We start from the raw sequence: 16089 nt of genomic DNA on the forward strand, positions 1-16089 counted from the left end.
TCGGCCAATCATCAAGAAGGAAGCAACAAGGATCCTTGATGCTTAAAACGTAAAGCGATATGGGCTACCGCAAAGCCTCCTACGATCAACAATGCCAGTGCTGCGGGCACAATCGCGGTGACCAAAATGGCGCTGGCCAGAGCCAGTTTATTGCTGCCCGCCAAGCCTTCGGGCAAATCATCTGCCGCATGAAGACTCTCATAAACCCAGTAAGCACTGGCAGCTATCATAAGTAACCCTACCAGATGCCATAACACCAACCCCATGCTAGAAGCTAACATGACATTAGCACTTACCTGAAGGGTCAAAATCAGCAGCGGAGCATGGCTCCTTTCAGGCCATTTAAATTCGATGTCTCCAGGCAAAAGTTTGAGCAGAGGTAAACATAAGAATGCAACTGCGGCAATAACTGCACCAATGACTCCAACCACCCATTGACCGATCATCATCATAGCCAATCCTAACAACATCGCGCTCATAACGCTGTTAAGCAACAGTGGGGCTTCTACTTTATGCTTAACCATTTCTGCCATGGCTTTGTGGAAAAGAGGCGACAACACTTCATGATCGAGTCTCGATAATGGCAACTTGTTAACTTGCTGCTCACACTTCAACTGCGAAATCATATCTACATCAATGGCGGTTTCGATAACGCCCCACTGATTTTGCTTGGTTGGAAACACCAATGCTCGATCTGCCCGACTCATCACCAGCATCATCTGATGCCAGTTTAAAGGACGATTCTTTGGCATACGTTCAATAAGCTTAAAGATGATGGGGGTGCATTTGTACACGCCAATGTCGGTACCACTTTTGCAATCGTCACTGGTTCGTTTTGCCACAATACGACCACGAGAATAATGCAATCGAGATAGGCTATTCATTTGTGTCTGAGGATGCTCAGTACCTGAGTATACCAGACTAACCATTTGGTGACTGGACACAGGAAAACGAGACAAACCTTTGAGTAGCTGGGTGGAGACTAAACGATTCACAGGCAAATAGATAAACGCTTCTTTCATATAGGCCTGTGCTAATAAAAGACTACGCTTTTGCTTTGCTACTTCGGGGTCCACTTCCAAAAACGTTGGATTTAATCCATAACGAGAAGCAACTCGCGCAATAATGTGCTTAACATCAGTATCCTGCAGCACTAACACAAAAAGCGAACGAACGCCGGCTTGCTTCAATGCTGAAATCTGATGTTCAACCATAGATTTATCATATATGGACGTCAACAACTTATGATTATCATCTGATTGCAGCAATCTTCTAAAATCAACTGTCGCATCTAATACACATTTCATTTTTCAATACTCCCTTCTATCGGAAGATCCTATCACTTCGTCATCCAGGAATATGTGAAGACCATCAACTTTAATAGAGCATCATCCGTAACTATTTAACGTTTTGGCTATTTATCTCAACGAAAGCAGCGCCTTATACAACTGACTTTCAATTCCGTTTTTAAAATTGTCGAGACATAAAAAAACCGCTCTATTAACAAGAGCGGTTTTGATAACATCATAAAGAACGACTGGCTATTCTTGCATAACAGTCTCGATGAGCTGCTTGCGAATCTCAGCAGTTTCTCCTTGCTTGGCTTGGCGAATAGCCAACGCATAAGCCAGATAATCCTTACCCGCCTCTAACTGGTTTTCTGCTAATAGACGTTCTGCTGCCGCCTGATAGCGAATATCGGGATCTTTTAACATCTCAGACAGCTTGGCACCAATTTGAGTGGCGACCTCTACCGACAACTGTTCCATGATTTCGATATCCGATGGCAACTCAGCTCGCTTACGTTCCAATGTAAACTCACCAATACTTACACTTTCGTTACCTTCTCCCTCAAACAGCTTTTTGTCGCGGGCATTTTCATTAACCACTACCTGGCCATTGGTTTCTGCCAAACGATAAGCAATAGAAAGAATACCGGTTTTGCGTAAATACTGAGTATTTACAGTAATGTCTTCTTTCTTTTCGAGAATATTAAATTCATCAGGAGCCGCACCATCCTTACCGTCTTTTAACCATTTGGCATAAGCCGGGTTAGGCTGACGCTGTGTCTCTGTAACAACACGCATGGTTTTTTGGCCGCTGGAATTATCCGACTCTACCCCGGCTTCCAAAATATCACCTTGCAACACCAACAGGCGTCCCGGCGCATCAGCATCAACAGAATCAGAATGTTGCTGCACCAATGCAATGTCACCTTTCATGTTATCAAAAACCCAGCCATAAACTTTCTGCGCCACCGATTTACCAGCACTATGATGAGTTCCGGTTTGTGAAAAGTCTTCTACTTTCAAAACAGTCGAAGAGTACTTCACTAAAAACTCACGGGTTTTATGCAACTGAGTTTGAATGCCAGGATACTCAGGGTTAAAGCCTGCAACGATTTCGAGATAAGCCAGTTGCTCGCCGTAGCGTTTTTCTTTACCTCGGTTGGCAGCCAGATTCACCATCTTACGTAAAAAATGAAACTCGGCTTCTGATCCCAGAGGTTCGCCAATTAATTGCTGAATATTTCGCGCTTTGGTAAAACTTTTGTAAGCACCTTTTAAGGCACCTTTCGAACTGGCTTGCAGTCCCTGGTTTTCAAAAAAGCGAACCAATAATTTAATACTGTTACCCAGTGATGCCTTCACGGATTCAAACATGGGTGTCTGCGCAATACTCATAAAGGCTTCATAGGCTTTTTCTGGTTGGCCTTTTTCTAAAGACTGGCGAAACACAGATGAGAACTCTTGCTGTTGCAATGAAGCAAGGCGTTTTTTGGCTTGTTCGTTCTTTGGCTCAAGCCCAATCACCTTACGTAAATAGGTTTGAGCAACCGCGTACTCTCGCTTAGCCGTCGCCTGATCAACCTGAGCTAACCAGTTATCGATGGTTTGTTGTTTTTGATTCACAAAGTTTTGGTAGTGGCGGCTGTTTTCACCAGCGATCCGTGCCGCTTTTTCCATCGCTGCAATACGTTTTACCTGATCTGAGGCAGGGATCTTGCTGACCGCCAATAACTTTTGCGACAGTACGTCTTGCGTCTGCGTCGCTTCATTGGTCATTTTTTTGCGCGTTTCGGAATAACGAGATTCGCTCCAGCGCTTAATTTGCTCAGTCTGCTGCTTGAGTTGCTGCAGTCTTTCTAATGGCGCAACGCCTTCTGGCAAACGTTCATCTTCAACTTGCTGATAAATCTGCTGTTGTAACTTCAACGCAATACGGTCAGCTATCTGCGCCGAAATGCCATTGAGTGTTTCGCGCCGACTCCCGCTGGCCTGTTGTAGCTCTAGCTGCACTTTTTCGTACAGCTCATTTAAAGTGCCATTTTGCTGCGCTTGATCAATTTGCTGAGGCGTAATGGTCGGCTTCTTTGGACCACATCCGCTCAGTGATAAACACACAGACAACATTAGAGCGCGTGTAAGCATCGTTTTATTTTTATATTGCATACTGACCTCAAGTCTTGTTCATTAAGGCAATGCCGGGTTGACGCCGTCATCGCCTTGAGTCGTGGGCTTCTCTTCTGATTCAGGCTCTTGCGCGATGGGCTCTAATGTCACATCCATCTCGGCAATGGCCTGTTCTAGAACAGAAAGCTGGTTATGTTTTGGGAAGCCTTGTTTTAGTTGTGTAAACCAGGACAAAGCTTCTTCTTGCTGGCTATTATTAATCGCTTCGCGAACGAGTTGAAGTAAGGTTTCTTCAACCAGGGTAATGCCATCTTTGGCTTGTTGATGGCGATCATCAATGGCCAACACATCGCGGTATTTTTCTAACGCGTTATCACCACTGGGCTGCACCAGCCGCTTCTCGGTCACAGCCAGACGAGCGGCATCCAAAAAGCTAGAAATCTTAAGCTGCGTTAAAGGATCAGCCAGCCGCGCTATGCGTTCTTCTTCGGCCTTTTTGACGGCCGCTTCTTTCTCGGCAATAGCTTTTTGTTCTTCAACCTGCTGCGCGATCACATTAAGCTGTTGGCGTAACTCCGTTAATATGGCTTTATCTTGTTTAAGAGTTTGCAATTGCCCAATGTAGCGCCGTGCTTTGGCCACATCTTTATCCAGCATGGCTTTTTGTGCCAGTTGAGTAAAGCGGGACTTCACTTCTTTCATACCCGCCAAAGCCCCTGCATTACGACTGTCTAACGCCAGCACCTTACCATAATAGTAGATTGCATTATTGCTTGCCGGAGCAGACAGACGTGAGGCCTTTAAGGCTTTATCACCATCCTTTAGCCACTGCTGAAGTTGCGCCTGTTGTTGCTTGCGCTGTTCACGCTGAGTTTGATTGGCTTCATATTGAGATAATTGTCCAGTCAACATCGTTATCTGTTCATGATTGGGTGCAACATACTCTATTACGGCTTTATATTGTCGAAACAATTCAGGGTTGTCTTTTTGATTAAGCGCCTGTTGTGCCGAAGCACTGGCTTGTGTCACAACATGCTCTTTTCCATCAACGGCTTGCTGAGAGCCAGGTTCTAGCGCTTCAATTTGCATATAGTGTTGTGCCAATTGCCGCAACTGCGCAGGCTCAAGCTGTGGTAAAGCGCGTAACGCATCAGCCTTCACTAAGAATGAAGCAATTTCGCGCGCTCGAGCTTCATCTTTAGCATCATTAACACGGGTTGCCACTTGCTCGGTTGTTTCTGTCTGGGTGGCGGGAGGCTGTTCTTGCAGCTTAGATTCTGAGACTGAAGGCTTCTTTTGTTCTGCAGGTTGGGCTGTCGTCACAGGTTTAGGCGTTTGAATAGGCTGGCCAGTGATTTCACTCACTAGCTGCTTTGCCTGAGGTAACCAATGTTGTTGTTGCAAGAAGCCGACGCCACCGACAACAACCAGCACCGCGACAATCCACGGCCAGCGAGTTTTAGACTCGGCTTCTAGATTGAGCATAGGCTCAGGCGCAATGAACTCATCGTCGTCATCAAAAATCTGTTGAGTGCGATCATCTCGCTGCGCCACCATGGTATCGGCGCTCATGGATTTTTGTGCCGTCGTCGTATCGCCCGCAAGAAAACGCTCGATTTCGTCGGCTAACAGGCCGCCTGTCTGGAAGCGATCATCAGCCTTTTTAGCCAACATACGATCCAACAGCCATTGGTAGTGCTTTAACCGCACAGGTAATTTAGGGATAGGTTTGGTGACATGTTGCAAGCAAACGGCAACCGAGTCCTCTCCATCAAAGGGCACGTGCTGAGTCATCATTTCGTAGAAAATAATGCCAAGACTATAGATATCAGAACGCCCATCTAACTTGCGCCCACGACATTGCTCAGGGCTCATATACTGCGGCGTTCCAATCAATTTGCCCGCTTGAGTCATTTGCGTTGCAGAATTGGATGCTTTTGCGATGCCGAAGTCAGTCAACACCGCCTGCTCTTCATCTCTAAAAAGAATATTTTCGGATTTTACATCGCGATGAATATATCCCTCTGCATGAGCGTAATGTAAAGCATCGGCCATCTGTCGAATCACCGACATCGCCAGCTTGCCTTTAATTCCCTCAGAAATACGCGTACGCAGATCGGTACCAGGAAGATACTCCATCGCCAGATAATAAAAGCTATCGTGCTCTCCCACATCGAATACGGTCACGATGTTAGGATGCCTGAGCTTAGCGACAATGCGAGCTTCGCGTAAAAAACGCTCACCAAAAGAAGGATCAGCGGCTAACACAGGAGACATAACTTTAAGCGCCACTTCACGCTCAAAACCTTCCTGAATGGCCAGATAAACCGTCGCCTGACCACCAACCCCAAGGGTTCTTATTATTTTATATCCAGGTATCGTTATTGATGTCACGCTAACCCTGCCCCCAAATCCAGAGTTCTATCGTCATTCTCCGAGACGATTATATGGTATCTATGCCAGCGCCACCCTAAGATAGACGGGCTTACCATTATCGGGTCTCAATTTTGTGAGATAACGCACGCTTTTGCCCCTACTTATGACAAGGGTAATTGAGGCAAACAAAGCCATTAGCCTTCACATTCGGCGTGCTCCACCTCTTAATGATAGATCTGCTAGGCCAGATCTGGCAACTAGTTGAATTCTTAGAATTTTTTTAAGGCCATAAATTGGCTTAAATAACACTCAATTTTCATCCTTCGGCGCTGACCTCAACACGTCCTTTCGACTCTCTTTATCCTCAGTAAATTCTGGCCGTGCAGCCGATGCGGTGAGTGCTGTTTGCTGATATAGCGAGTTTTGTTGCTCAACAAAATGTTCGCTAGATTCAGGCGTTTGCCATAATACTGAAGGTGGCAAAATCGTCGAATCATAGCGTGGATAATCACGATAATCCTGCGACTCGAAAGCCGCTGGCAGCAAGAATAATAAGACTATACCCCAGGCCACCGAATTTGCAGTGATCATACGAGTCAAAGGTTTTTGAGGGACCGTTAAGTACAAGTTGCACCAAAGCAATAACGCAAAGATGGCACCATTCAAAACCAGCTGAATCTCTCTTATCCACAAGCCTAATAAGGCATTGTAACTAATGATCTTAAGAACGATGGGGCTCCACTGAAACAACAGCGCTGCCATCACCGTAATCGACAAGTGCGTAACAAAACGACTCTCATGACGCACGATACGCCCAGCAAGAGACCACAATAGACTCCAGATCCCAATAAAAATGAGCTGGTAGAACATATTTTTACTCAGTCCATGAGCCGATAGGTCATTGCTTGAGGCAAAACTATTGAGTGCCCACTCGCCAAGCACAAAGGTGGTAACCAATATCATTGCCAGCCATATCGAGCTGAGCGAATGAAACACATCATCCACTACGTCCAGTTTCCAGGTATCTTCTACTGGATGTTTCTCGTCCCAGATACGAATGTAGGCACGCCCCAGCTGCAATGAATCGCCTGATTGGATCACACTTCCAGATAGGATGAGTTGTCGCTTGGTGTTTCGGATACCATTTTGGCTGTTATTGTCATGTACCAACCACTGCCCAGTGTCATCTTCTATCAATACCATGTGATGGGGACTAACATGAGGCTCGGTTAAAATAATATCATTGTCAAAAGCTCGACCAATGGACACCTGCCGTGTGTTGTTGATCTTGTGACGTTTGATCACCTTATGAGTGCGATTAATTTCTTCTATCACAAGATTCATTACAAGTGATCCATAAAACGCTGCAAAAAGGATTGAGCAAACTTTTTCTCTACTCCAGCCAGAGTGTAATGGCTGATCAAACTTTTGTTATTATTGCTCACTGACATGGCCAGATATAGAACATCAAACAAGCCTTTAAATTGTTTATAAGCACGAACGCAATAAACAACTTTTACAACCTCTTTCGATTGAGTAACAAAGTTGTTATTGCATTCAAACTCAGTCACATCTTCTTGATTAGCAACATTGCCCGCAGAGACACTATGAAACCCTTCTGCCAAAATACGATAGAACTGCCAACTAGACATGGCTTCTGATTCATACCAGAAAAACTCCATTTCAAGAATCCCGGTATGAAAAGCAGGTGCAATATAAATGTACTCTTGATTGCGACAACGTCGGTACACTTCTTTGATATTCATCTCGTTAACCGACGAATCGCCCCAGCAACTGATAAAGTCAGTCAACTCACCAACCACCTTAGCCTCTCCTAAAGGTAGTCGATTCCAGTCACCATCTAGCACGGATTGCATTAGCGTTTGTTGATTAGCAACCAGCTGTTTATAAGCTTGTGTCGCCAGAGATAAAGAAATATCACGTTCATTATTAAGTAGTATTTGTAACTTCTTGAGCGGCACCAAAAAACTGATTTGGTTTCCGGATGTGGCCACATTAACACCGACCACCTCTCCTTTATGATTAAGAACAGGCCCGCCACTCATTCCGGGATTCACCGAACCCGAAAATAAAATGCGATCATAATATGAGTAGCTGGTATAGCCATTGTAAGTGCCAGGAACAACCGTCATCCCAAGATCTCTTGGATTACCTAGCGAATAAATAGCTTCTCCCTGCTGTGGCTCTGCTGTGGCGAGCTTCAGTCCCTTAGAAATGCCCGGCTCTTTAAAAGATACCCGCGCCAGGTCATTGATCACATCGATATTGTCAATCACGATGGGGAGGCTTTTGCCTTCACTGTTCAAAGCTTCCAGATGGTATTTATCGGGTCTGAGTATGGCGTTGGAGATCACATGATAATTGGTAACCAGGCTGCCTTTGTCATTGATGGCAAAAGCCGAACCAATAGAAGATTTGCTGCCGGACTCGTTATCAATGGTGCGGATCTGATACAAACGATCCCGGAAAGAAGAAAACAAAGACTGAGCTTCTTCATCAGCAACAGCAACGGCAGGCCACAGCGCTGCCAACATTCCAATAAGAACCCCAAAAAAAATTAGTTTACGCATTCATTCCCGCTACATAACCGGATGACCAAGCCCATTGAAAGTTAAATCCTCCCAGATGTCCGGTGACATCAACCACCTCGCCGATAAAGAACAGTCCAGGAATGTCCTTCGACATCATCGTCTTAGAAGATAGCGCATCAGTATCGACCCCACCGAGAGTCACCTCTGCGGTTTTGTAACCTTCGGTTGTCGTTGGCTTAATAGTCCACTGATGCAATGTTTGGGCTATTTCATTTAATTGTTTGTTGGTGAAATCAGCCAACTTTCGGCCCGCATCCACCTGTTGTAAAATAATAGTAGCAAACCGTTTCGATAAAAGCTTGGCAATCACGGTTTTCAGCTGGCTATTGGGCTGCGCTTCTTTTTGCTCAATAAGCCATTGTGCTAGATCCATATCGGGCAACAAATCAATCTTTACCGACTCTCCCGGCTGCCAATAAGATGAAATCTGCAAAATAGAAGGCCCACTCACCCCTTTATGAGTAAACAACATAGCCTCTCGAAATGACCGAGAATCAGTGCTGGCGACCACATCCTGACTCACACCAGCCAATTCAATGTACTGCTTTAACCAAGCCTTATCCATGACAAAAGGCACCAAAGCTGCTCGAGTTTCTAGATTTTTCAGGCCAAATTGCTGTGCCACATGATAACCAAACCCTGTCGCTCCCATTGAAGGTATCGACAATCCGCCCGTGGCGACGACTAAGGATTCACAGGTGATGACCTTATCGTCAGTCTCAACCTTAAATCCAGCTCCCTGCTGTTTAATCCGAGTGATTCGAGTCTTCGTCTCTATAGTAACTCCACCTCGCTCACACTCAGTTAACAACAACTGCACGATATCTCTCGACTTGTTGTCGCAAAATAGCTGTCCTAGCGTCTTTTCGTGGTAAGGAATTTTGTGCTTGTCAACCAAAGCAATAAAATCCCATTGCGTATATTGACTTAGCGCCGATTTGCAAAAGTGCGGGTTCTGCGAAAGAAAATTATCAGGCTCCGTATACATATTGGTGAAATTACAACGGCCACCACCAGACATGAGAATCTTACGCCCCACTTGCTTAGATTTTTCGAGCAGCAACACCCGCCGCCCCCGCTGAGCGGCAACAAAAGCACACATCATACCTGCTGCACCAGCACCAACCACTACCACATCATACGTTTTCATGCATTAAACTACTTACTTCAAAGATAGCGCGAAGCATAAGAGATCAATGCTCAATTAACAAGTTCATTTGCTCACAGATGGGCGTTAGGCATGACAAAACACCCCATAGAACCAGCCCCCTTGTAATATAGTTAGCAAACCACTTTCAATATCCAACACTAGCGACTAATAACTCGCTCTACTTACTGGCATAATCAGAGCTATTATCCATAAGATATATTGCCTCTTAATCAGAACCTTCTGCTCATTTTTGGAGTATAATATAAGTTAAAGTTACGCTTTAATAATTGAGTTAAATCTTAGATAAAAGGGTTCATCTATGGACAATCTTGATTTGGAAGAATTAATGCACTTAGCGATTCATGCATCATCCAATGGTCGCAATGATGACGCAATCAATTACTTAAAAAAAGCTCAAGAAATCGATACAGAAAATGCCCACATTGCTTTTCTTCTCGCCGCAGAGTATGCGCAGATAAAAATGTATGACAGAGCCTTAACACTATTCGAAAAAACAACTCAGCTAGCCCCCGAGCTTTCGGTAGCACGCTTACAATGGGGCCTTCTTCTCATTATGCTTGAGCAATCCGATAATGCCAAAGCAACTCTAGAGCCATTGACCGATCTTGAAGAAGAAAGCCCCTACAAGATGTTTAGTAAAGGGCTTCTTGCATTACTTGAAGAACAAATGGATGAAGCCAAAGCTTTGTTTGCCAAAGGCATCGAATCAAACCATGAAAATGAACCGTTAAATAACGATTTTCGTCGTATTATCAACAACATTGATGGAAAGCTAGAAAATAGCGAGTCCACTGAAGATACAAAAGAAAATGCCAATGAATTTTTACTCTCAACATACAACAATTAGAGCAACTCATGTCCAGAATAAATAAAACGGGACAAATCAATGAGTTAATCAAAGCATTAAGCAGTCGCTCAAAAGAAACCGACAGTGCTTCGACACCAAACAAAAGTCGAGCACCTACGACAACGGGTGGCGAGCGACTGACTAGTCTCAAACAAGACATTATTCATTCAATTGCTTCTCTTGACATCAACGAAGAAAATGACCGAGAAAGTGCTCGGAAAATATTGATCAGCAAAATGTTGCAGTGGCAGTTTAAAAAACTCCCGTTAACTGCTTCGCATATTGATTATCTGGTTAGTAATATAAACTCCGCCATTAAAAAATCAGAATCAGACGAACAAAAACTCAATCAATTACTGCACGACCTTAAAAAGTAAACTCACAAGAAGTCTTGTCTCTTATAGTTACTCGAAAAATACTCAATAAGGTGCTGGAGCGCACTTTTAAACACTTGCGAAACCCTTCCTTTTGATACTCCCAGTAACTTTGCTACCTGACTGAAATTCAACCCACATGAATAATGATATTCAACCACTTTTTGCTCCATATCGGGTAAGGTCGCAATAGCTCGCTTTAGAATATCTTGAGTAAGCTCCTCATCCTTAACCAGGCTAGAAGGATCATCAAGAGTATAAAAACGTTGATAGTAATCATGATATAGGATATTCAAAGCATAACCTGTCACCATATCTAATATCGTCTTAAATAAATCATCGCCGTCCCCATCAAACAGATCATGACGCTCAAAGTGAGCACGGCGAACAATACTTTGTTGCTCAGAGTAATTGCCCATGCTATTGATAATTTCGCCTCGAATCCTTGGTTTGGCATAAGTCTTAAAACTCACTGACTTGTTAATATCAAAGCGGTCAATTGACTCCAAAGTAGCAACCATCGCATGTTGAATAAAATCAGACAGCTCAATACCCTTTGGCTTGATAGAATAAAAATGATGCTTTGCTTCGCTTACAATCCAATCTCGATAAAAAGTAAGAACCGTTTCTTTTGATGTGCGACCTTCTGCTTGATAAGCTTCCCATAACTCGGCTTCTGCATGGTCTTTCATCATCACCTAGCCTCAACCAGACACGCTCGCAACCAAAGATTGAACGATTAAGTTCCAGCCATCAATCAATACAAACAGCATGATCTTAATAGGCAAAGAAATGGTTGTTGGAGGTAACATAATCATCCCCAGAGACATAAGCACACTGGACACTACGAGATCAACCAATAGAAAAGGTAAGAAAATAACAAAACCTATTTTAAATGCCATTCTGAGCTCACTCAGTAGGAACGCTGGCACAATATGAAAGAACTTTACTTGTTCTATTGTATCTGGCATTGACTCTTTAGCCAATCGAACAATAAGAGCCAGATCTTCTTCTCTCGTTTGTTGAATCATAAAACGCGTCATCGTATCTTTGGCGTTTTCTATTGCCTCTACCGAAGAAAGAGATTTCTCCATATAAGGGGTAACCGCTTCGTCATGTATCTTGGTTAATGGCTCCTGCATAACAAATAAAGTTAAAAACAATGAAATGCTGATTAAAATGATATTAGGAGGTGTCTGCTGTAATCCTAAAGCAAACCGGAGCATAGAAAAAACAATAATAAACCGAGTAAAAGAAGTCACTGCAACAAGCAATAATGGAGCTACAGACAAAGCGGTTAAAAAGATCAAAATCTCTAACGGCTCTGCCAATGAGACCTGCTGTGCAAGTTCTCCGGCAATCTTTTGGGTTGTATCAATGCTCATTAACTTCATCGCCTTTTTTATTAACATCGATACTTAAGTTAGGATCTAACTGAACCAGTGAGTGGCCATTTTGCACCAGATAAAAAGCTTTATTACCAAGCTCTATTTGATACACACTTAAAGACTCTTGTTTAGCCACTAATGAAATATGACTATCTTTAGGAAGCTTTCCCGATGACAACCACGAAACGCCGCCAGAACGTTTTAAAAAATAGAGTACAACATAAATAGCCGCTAAAATAACAATAACCACCCACCATACAGTAGGTGTTTCAACCGCCGAGGTATCTTTAAACGGAATAGCAGATAACCATAACATGTTTCTTAACTCTCTTTATAAAATAGATATCCACCGCCTTTGAAAGTGCGCGGATTTTGGCTAGCTACTTATCAGCAACTTCAGTCAATTTAATAGCGAAGTGCTCTTCTGTTGCCACTAATTCTCCTAAAGCCACTAACTTATCTTTATAATACAGTTTCACTGGTTCTTCTGACTTTTGTTCCAGAACAAGAAGCTGCCCTTTAGTTAAAGAGTACAGTTCTCCAACTGTTAGGTGGGTAGTTCCAACAACGACCGACAACTGAATATCCAACTCATTAATTATCGACTGGTGTTCTACCACCTTGTCACCACTAACAGATAACTCGTCTTCTTTTATTTCTTTTAACTCGATTTCGTTAATATCCATTACTCACCTTCACTCATGTATGACAATCACTTTATGACTTTTATTTTTGGCCAAAAACCCGCTAAAAACCTGACTCCCCCTCGATGTAACTTCAAATAAATCAGACAACTCTTTATTCGTGCCTAAAATGTCACCACTTTTTAACTGAGAAAACTCCAAAGCAGATAGAGATAAGCTACCTAAATTGGCAATTAGAGGTACAGTCTCATCAACAAAACCAGACTTCATATCGGGTAGCTTCATTGTACTTTCTGACGACTCAAACTTCGGCAGGTACTTCTTTAAAAAGCCCGCCATCAATACGATGTGCCCAACTTCCCTGTGACTGTTATAAAAACAAACTTCAATAGCTTGATGATAGAAGTTGTCATGCTGAGAAGCTCGAGAACCGAATGTAACCTCTTTTGCAAACTGCTGACTTCTTTTTGTCTCACAGTATAAACTGGCAAGAAGTGTTTCCTGTAGCTTTGCTATTAAAGTCATAGAGTCATCAACTTGATCTACAGCATCGATCCCTAAAACCCCATGAACAAACCAACGATCATAGGAGCAAAAATCCAGAATCACTTCGGAATCAGAAGTCATCAAACAACGCTCTGAAGTTGCCTTTCGAGCCTGTCCTACTTCAGATAACTTAACAGACAGTTGATGCCCTCGACAAAACCATGTTTCCATCCATGACAACACATCAGTATGAACTGCTTTGAGGATATTTTTTTGGCGGCGCGACGATAGACACAATACTGGAGCATACAATTGAGACAAATCATTAACCTCCAGTGCTATCGTAAAGCTGTTCTATTAACTGGTTCGATATATTCATTACTCTCGAGCTTGCCTGATAACCTCTCTGCACAACAATCATTTGCGCAAACTCTCGCACCAGGTCCACATTAGAAGATTCAAGACTGCGTCCTTCAATCGAGCCATATACGCTTTGATTTGCATAGCCGATCGTACGAGTTGCACTGTCTGGAGCTTCAAATAGATTCCCTTCTACCGAAATCAATGCAGACTCATCACGAAAATGTGCCAAGGCCAATCGAAAAGGCGTATTCGTCTCGGTGTTTGAGTACATCAACTCCATTTCGCCATCATTGTTAAAGGCAATCGCGATGAGCCCTTCTAGCCCTCGGCCATCTTCGAGGTTGACCACCAATGTAGAATTAACACCGCCCGCCGTACTCGAAGCATTACTTAAGTCACCAGGCTCACCAAAATATAAGTCAACATCCAGAGGGACGTTTGCCGTACCATTAGACGATGCAGGAATAGTAACAGTGACACGATTAAAACCAGCCAGTGGGGTTCCAGCAGAATCAAAGCGAACTTCGCTTGTCGCAATCTCGATACCATCTTCATCTTTAATGGAAATCAGCCAACTTCCTGCGGTCGTCGCAGAGTTGTTAGTAAATTCATAACTAAAGTCCAGCTCTTCACCCAAGCTATTAAAAAGCTTTAAACCATCAACGGTATGCAGGTTATCTCCTGTCGACAAGTTTCCAGTAAAGTTGAGCTGAGATGTCGCTTCGGGTGCGAGATTAAGCATCCCACTGATATCGATATCTGTAAGATTGCCAAACTCATCTTGTGCCATCACTCGATACTGTGTTGAAGAATCAACCAGCACACCTTCCGAAATTTCAAACTGGCCAGAGCGAGTGTAAAGTAGATTACCAGCATCATCTCGAAGAATAAAATACCCATTACCAGAAATAGCAAGATGAGTGTCTTGATCAGATTGTTGAATGTCTCCAGCAGAGAACCGAGTTAACTCACCACTTACCCTCGAACCCGCCCCAGAACTTAAATGGCCGCCGGATAATGCTTGATAAAAAACATCGCTACCTCGGAACCCAGGTGTATTCATATTGGAAATATTATTACTAATGGTATCGAGACCGCGAGAGAAAGTTAGCATCCCAGAAAGCCCGTTAAAAAATGACTGTAACATGTCTCTTACCTCTAGTTATTAGTTACCTGAATGACTTGAGAGTAACTCACATTGGTCAATACGCTACCGTCAGAAAGACGCAACGTTAACCTTAACCCCTCGTTAGAAAAATTAATTCCGGTCACCTCTCCACCCTGAACACCGGTTTCGGTTCTTATCTCTACATTCTTGCCCAAAATTGAAGTACCTTGAGCAGCTGAGTTAATGTAAGCAATACTATCCAAAGTTTGACCATTTTCACTGATTTGTTGAACGCTGGAAAACTGAGCCAACTGAGCTAGAAACTCTGAGTTATCCATCGGCTCTAAAGGGTCTTGAAATGATAACTGTGCCAGAAACAACTCAATGAACTCATCCTGAGAAATACTATTATTGGCGGTTAATGCGCTCGTCGATGTTTGACGACCAATGGCTTCAATTTCCATAGTTCACTCCTCAGCGGTATTGTTTGCCGTTTACAAATAGCTTTGAGACATCTGACTGGCGTGTAAACAATGTCAAAACCTCATGGGCTATCGATTCTGTATCAGCTGTAAAATCACGAATATACACACGATATTTTTCGTGAACATTCAGCACCGTTACTTTACGGATCATCTCTTTAAAATCGGATTGAGCAACTTTGTACGCACTCAAAAATTCATCACTAGCTTCTTCAACAATACTGGAAGTATTACTTCTTCCTTCCATCGGCTGCCACACCCCTTGTTGATCCAAAGCTATCTTTGGTGTCAATAATTGGCTTTCTCTTGCAGAGGTTAAGTTCTCCATGGCAGCAGGAAGTATCGTTGTCGTTACGACACCGCCTTGCTCTACTCCCACGACACTCTGCTCTCCCACAAGAAAGCTCTGTTCTTTATGGCTGACAGAAAACTGAGCCAAAGAAAAATTAGCAAAAAAGGTCTCCGCGTTAACAACAGACTGCCACGCATCCTGCCGCCATACTCGGCTATAATCCACATGATCGACAGGCAACTTTTCAACAGCCAACCGTAGTTTGGCCCGGTACAGGTCGGAATTAAGCTGCTCAACCATGCTTAGGTGAAGAGTCTCATCAGACACTGAATTCAGCATCTCCCCCGAAACATTGCTTTCGTCTGATAAGTAATAAGAAGCGGGAGCATTAGCAGGCTCTCTCTTCAATGAGTCACCGGTTACATATCCCATGAAGTCAGCATCAAAACCTTGATATGAAGATAAGTGAGTAGGCTCTACAGAGTAGTCAGCAACAGAAAATAAGACTTGAACATCGGTATTAACGGCCATTA

16 protein-coding genes are annotated in these 16089 nt (G+C 43.4%); 2 read left to right on the top strand and 14 right to left on the bottom strand.

Going from position 1 to position 16089, the window contains the following annotated elements; translation table 11 throughout:
- Window positions 1–11: 11 nt before the first annotated feature.
- From NH399_RS05215 to NH399_RS05240, 6 genes are all read right to left on the bottom strand, one after another.
- On the bottom strand, window positions 12–1307 hold the full coding sequence (locus NH399_RS05215; protein ID WP_253037578.1) for a hypothetical protein: 1296 nt from the start codon (window positions 1305–1307) through the stop codon (window positions 12–14).
- 234 nt (window positions 1308–1541) lie between these two features.
- A complete protein-coding gene (locus NH399_RS05220; RefSeq protein WP_253037579.1) occupies window positions 1542–3452 on the bottom strand; it encodes a hypothetical protein in 1911 nt (636 codons plus the stop codon).
- A 21-nt stretch (window positions 3453–3473) separates the two neighbouring features.
- Window positions 3474–5807: a protein kinase gene (locus NH399_RS05225; protein WP_253037584.1), complete on the bottom strand. Its 2334-nt coding sequence runs from the start codon at window positions 5805–5807 to the stop codon at window positions 3474–3476.
- 291 nt (window positions 5808–6098) lie between these two features.
- Complete coding sequence (locus NH399_RS05230; protein WP_253037585.1) at window positions 6099–7133, bottom strand: FHA domain-containing protein; 1035 nt, start codon at window positions 7131–7133, stop codon at window positions 6099–6101.
- Complete coding sequence (locus NH399_RS05235) at window positions 7133–8380, bottom strand: serine protease (protein ID WP_253037586.1); 1248 nt, start codon at window positions 8378–8380, stop codon at window positions 7133–7135. The genes NH399_RS05230 and NH399_RS05235 overlap by 1 nt, the downstream gene beginning before the upstream one ends.
- Window positions 8373–9551 (bottom strand): NAD(P)/FAD-dependent oxidoreductase, encoded by a 1179-nt coding sequence (locus NH399_RS05240; RefSeq protein ID WP_253037587.1) that lies wholly within the window; start codon window positions 9549–9551, stop codon window positions 8373–8375. Before NH399_RS05240 ends, NH399_RS05235 begins: the two co-directional genes overlap by 8 nt.
- A 319-nt stretch (window positions 9552–9870) precedes the next feature.
- Here NH399_RS05240 and NH399_RS05245 point away from each other — a divergent pair, with 319 nt between their 5' ends.
- Window positions 9871–10419 (top strand): M48 family metallopeptidase, encoded by a 549-nt coding sequence (locus tag NH399_RS05245; protein WP_253037588.1) that lies wholly within the window; start codon window positions 9871–9873, stop codon window positions 10417–10419.
- An 8-nt stretch (window positions 10420–10427) separates the two neighbouring features.
- Window positions 10428–10796 (top strand): hypothetical protein, encoded by a 369-nt coding sequence (locus NH399_RS05250; protein ID WP_253037589.1) that lies wholly within the window; start codon window positions 10428–10430, stop codon window positions 10794–10796.
- A 2-nt stretch (window positions 10797–10798) separates the two neighbouring features.
- Here NH399_RS05250 and NH399_RS05255 read toward each other — a convergent pair whose 3' ends face one another.
- From NH399_RS05255 to NH399_RS05290, 8 genes are all read right to left on the bottom strand, one after another.
- Window positions 10799–11488: a sigma-70 family RNA polymerase sigma factor gene (locus NH399_RS05255; RefSeq protein ID WP_253037596.1), complete on the bottom strand. Its 690-nt coding sequence runs from the start codon at window positions 11486–11488 to the stop codon at window positions 10799–10801.
- A gap of 9 nt (window positions 11489–11497) precedes the next feature.
- A complete protein-coding gene (gene fliP, locus NH399_RS05260; RefSeq protein ID WP_253037606.1) occupies window positions 11498–12178 on the bottom strand; it encodes a flagellar type III secretion system pore protein FliP in 681 nt (226 codons plus the stop codon).
- Entirely contained in the window at window positions 12168–12497 is a 330-nt protein-coding gene (locus NH399_RS05265) for a hypothetical protein (protein WP_253037608.1), read from the bottom strand. The genes fliP and NH399_RS05265 overlap by 11 nt, the downstream gene beginning before the upstream one ends.
- A 64-nt stretch (window positions 12498–12561) precedes the next feature.
- Complete coding sequence (locus NH399_RS05270; RefSeq protein WP_253037610.1) at window positions 12562–12867, bottom strand: FliM/FliN family flagellar motor C-terminal domain-containing protein; 306 nt, start codon at window positions 12865–12867, stop codon at window positions 12562–12564.
- Window positions 12868–12876: 9 nt separating this feature from the next.
- Window positions 12877–13632 (bottom strand): FliM/FliN family flagellar motor switch protein, encoded by a 756-nt coding sequence (locus NH399_RS05275; RefSeq protein WP_253037620.1) that lies wholly within the window; start codon window positions 13630–13632, stop codon window positions 12877–12879.
- Window positions 13633–13636: 4 nt separating this feature from the next.
- Window positions 13637–14821, bottom strand: a complete 1185-nt coding sequence (gene flgF, locus NH399_RS05280; RefSeq protein ID WP_253037622.1) for a flagellar basal-body rod protein FlgF — start codon at window positions 14819–14821, stop codon at window positions 13637–13639.
- An 11-nt stretch (window positions 14822–14832) separates the two neighbouring features.
- Complete coding sequence (locus NH399_RS05285; RefSeq protein ID WP_253037624.1) at window positions 14833–15246, bottom strand: flagellar hook assembly protein FlgD; 414 nt, start codon at window positions 15244–15246, stop codon at window positions 14833–14835.
- Window positions 15247–15256: 10 nt separating this feature from the next.
- On the bottom strand, window positions 15257–16087 hold the full coding sequence (locus tag NH399_RS05290; protein WP_253037625.1) for a hypothetical protein: 831 nt from the start codon (window positions 16085–16087) through the stop codon (window positions 15257–15259).
- Window positions 16088–16089: the final 2 nt, after the last annotated feature.

The organism is Pleionea sp. CnH1-48, from assembly GCF_024124665.1.
Taxonomy (GTDB): Bacteria; Pseudomonadota; Gammaproteobacteria; order Enterobacterales; family Kangiellaceae; genus JAMXSB01.

Excerpts from the sequence above, each read along its gene's own strand:
- NH399_RS05215 (WP_253037578.1), bottom strand. The coding sequence starts at position 1,307 with ATGAAATGTGTATTAGATGCGACAGTTGATTTTAGAAGATTGCTGCAA.
- NH399_RS05220 (WP_253037579.1), bottom strand. The coding sequence starts at position 3,452 with ATGCAATATAAAAATAAAACGATGCTTACACGCGCTCTAATGTTGTCT.
- NH399_RS05230 (WP_253037585.1), bottom strand. The coding sequence starts at position 7,133 with ATGAATCTTGTGATAGAAGAAATTAATCGCACTCATAAGGTGATCAAA.
- NH399_RS05235 (WP_253037586.1), bottom strand. The coding sequence starts at position 8,380 with ATGCGTAAACTAATTTTTTTTGGGGTTCTTATTGGAATGTTGGCAGCG.
- NH399_RS05240 (WP_253037587.1), bottom strand. The coding sequence starts at position 9,551 with ATGAAAACGTATGATGTGGTAGTGGTTGGTGCTGGTGCAGCAGGTATG.
- NH399_RS05245 (WP_253037588.1), top strand. The coding sequence starts at position 9,871 with ATGGACAATCTTGATTTGGAAGAATTAATGCACTTAGCGATTCATGCA.
- NH399_RS05250 (WP_253037589.1), top strand. The coding sequence starts at position 10,428 with ATGTCCAGAATAAATAAAACGGGACAAATCAATGAGTTAATCAAAGCA.
- NH399_RS05255 (WP_253037596.1), bottom strand. The coding sequence starts at position 11,488 with ATGATGAAAGACCATGCAGAAGCCGAGTTATGGGAAGCTTATCAAGCA.
- fliP (WP_253037606.1), bottom strand. The coding sequence starts at position 12,178 with ATGAGCATTGATACAACCCAAAAGATTGCCGGAGAACTTGCACAGCAG.
- NH399_RS05265 (WP_253037608.1), bottom strand. The coding sequence starts at position 12,497 with ATGTTATGGTTATCTGCTATTCCGTTTAAAGATACCTCGGCGGTTGAA.
- NH399_RS05270 (WP_253037610.1), bottom strand. The coding sequence starts at position 12,867 with ATGGATATTAACGAAATCGAGTTAAAAGAAATAAAAGAAGACGAGTTA.
- flgF (WP_253037622.1), bottom strand. The coding sequence starts at position 14,821 with ATGTTACAGTCATTTTTTAACGGGCTTTCTGGGATGCTAACTTTCTCT.
- NH399_RS05285 (WP_253037624.1), bottom strand. The coding sequence starts at position 15,246 with ATGGAAATTGAAGCCATTGGTCGTCAAACATCGACGAGCGCATTAACC.
- NH399_RS05290 (WP_253037625.1), bottom strand. The coding sequence starts at position 16,087 with ATGGCCGTTAATACCGATGTTCAAGTCTTATTTTCTGTTGCTGACTAC.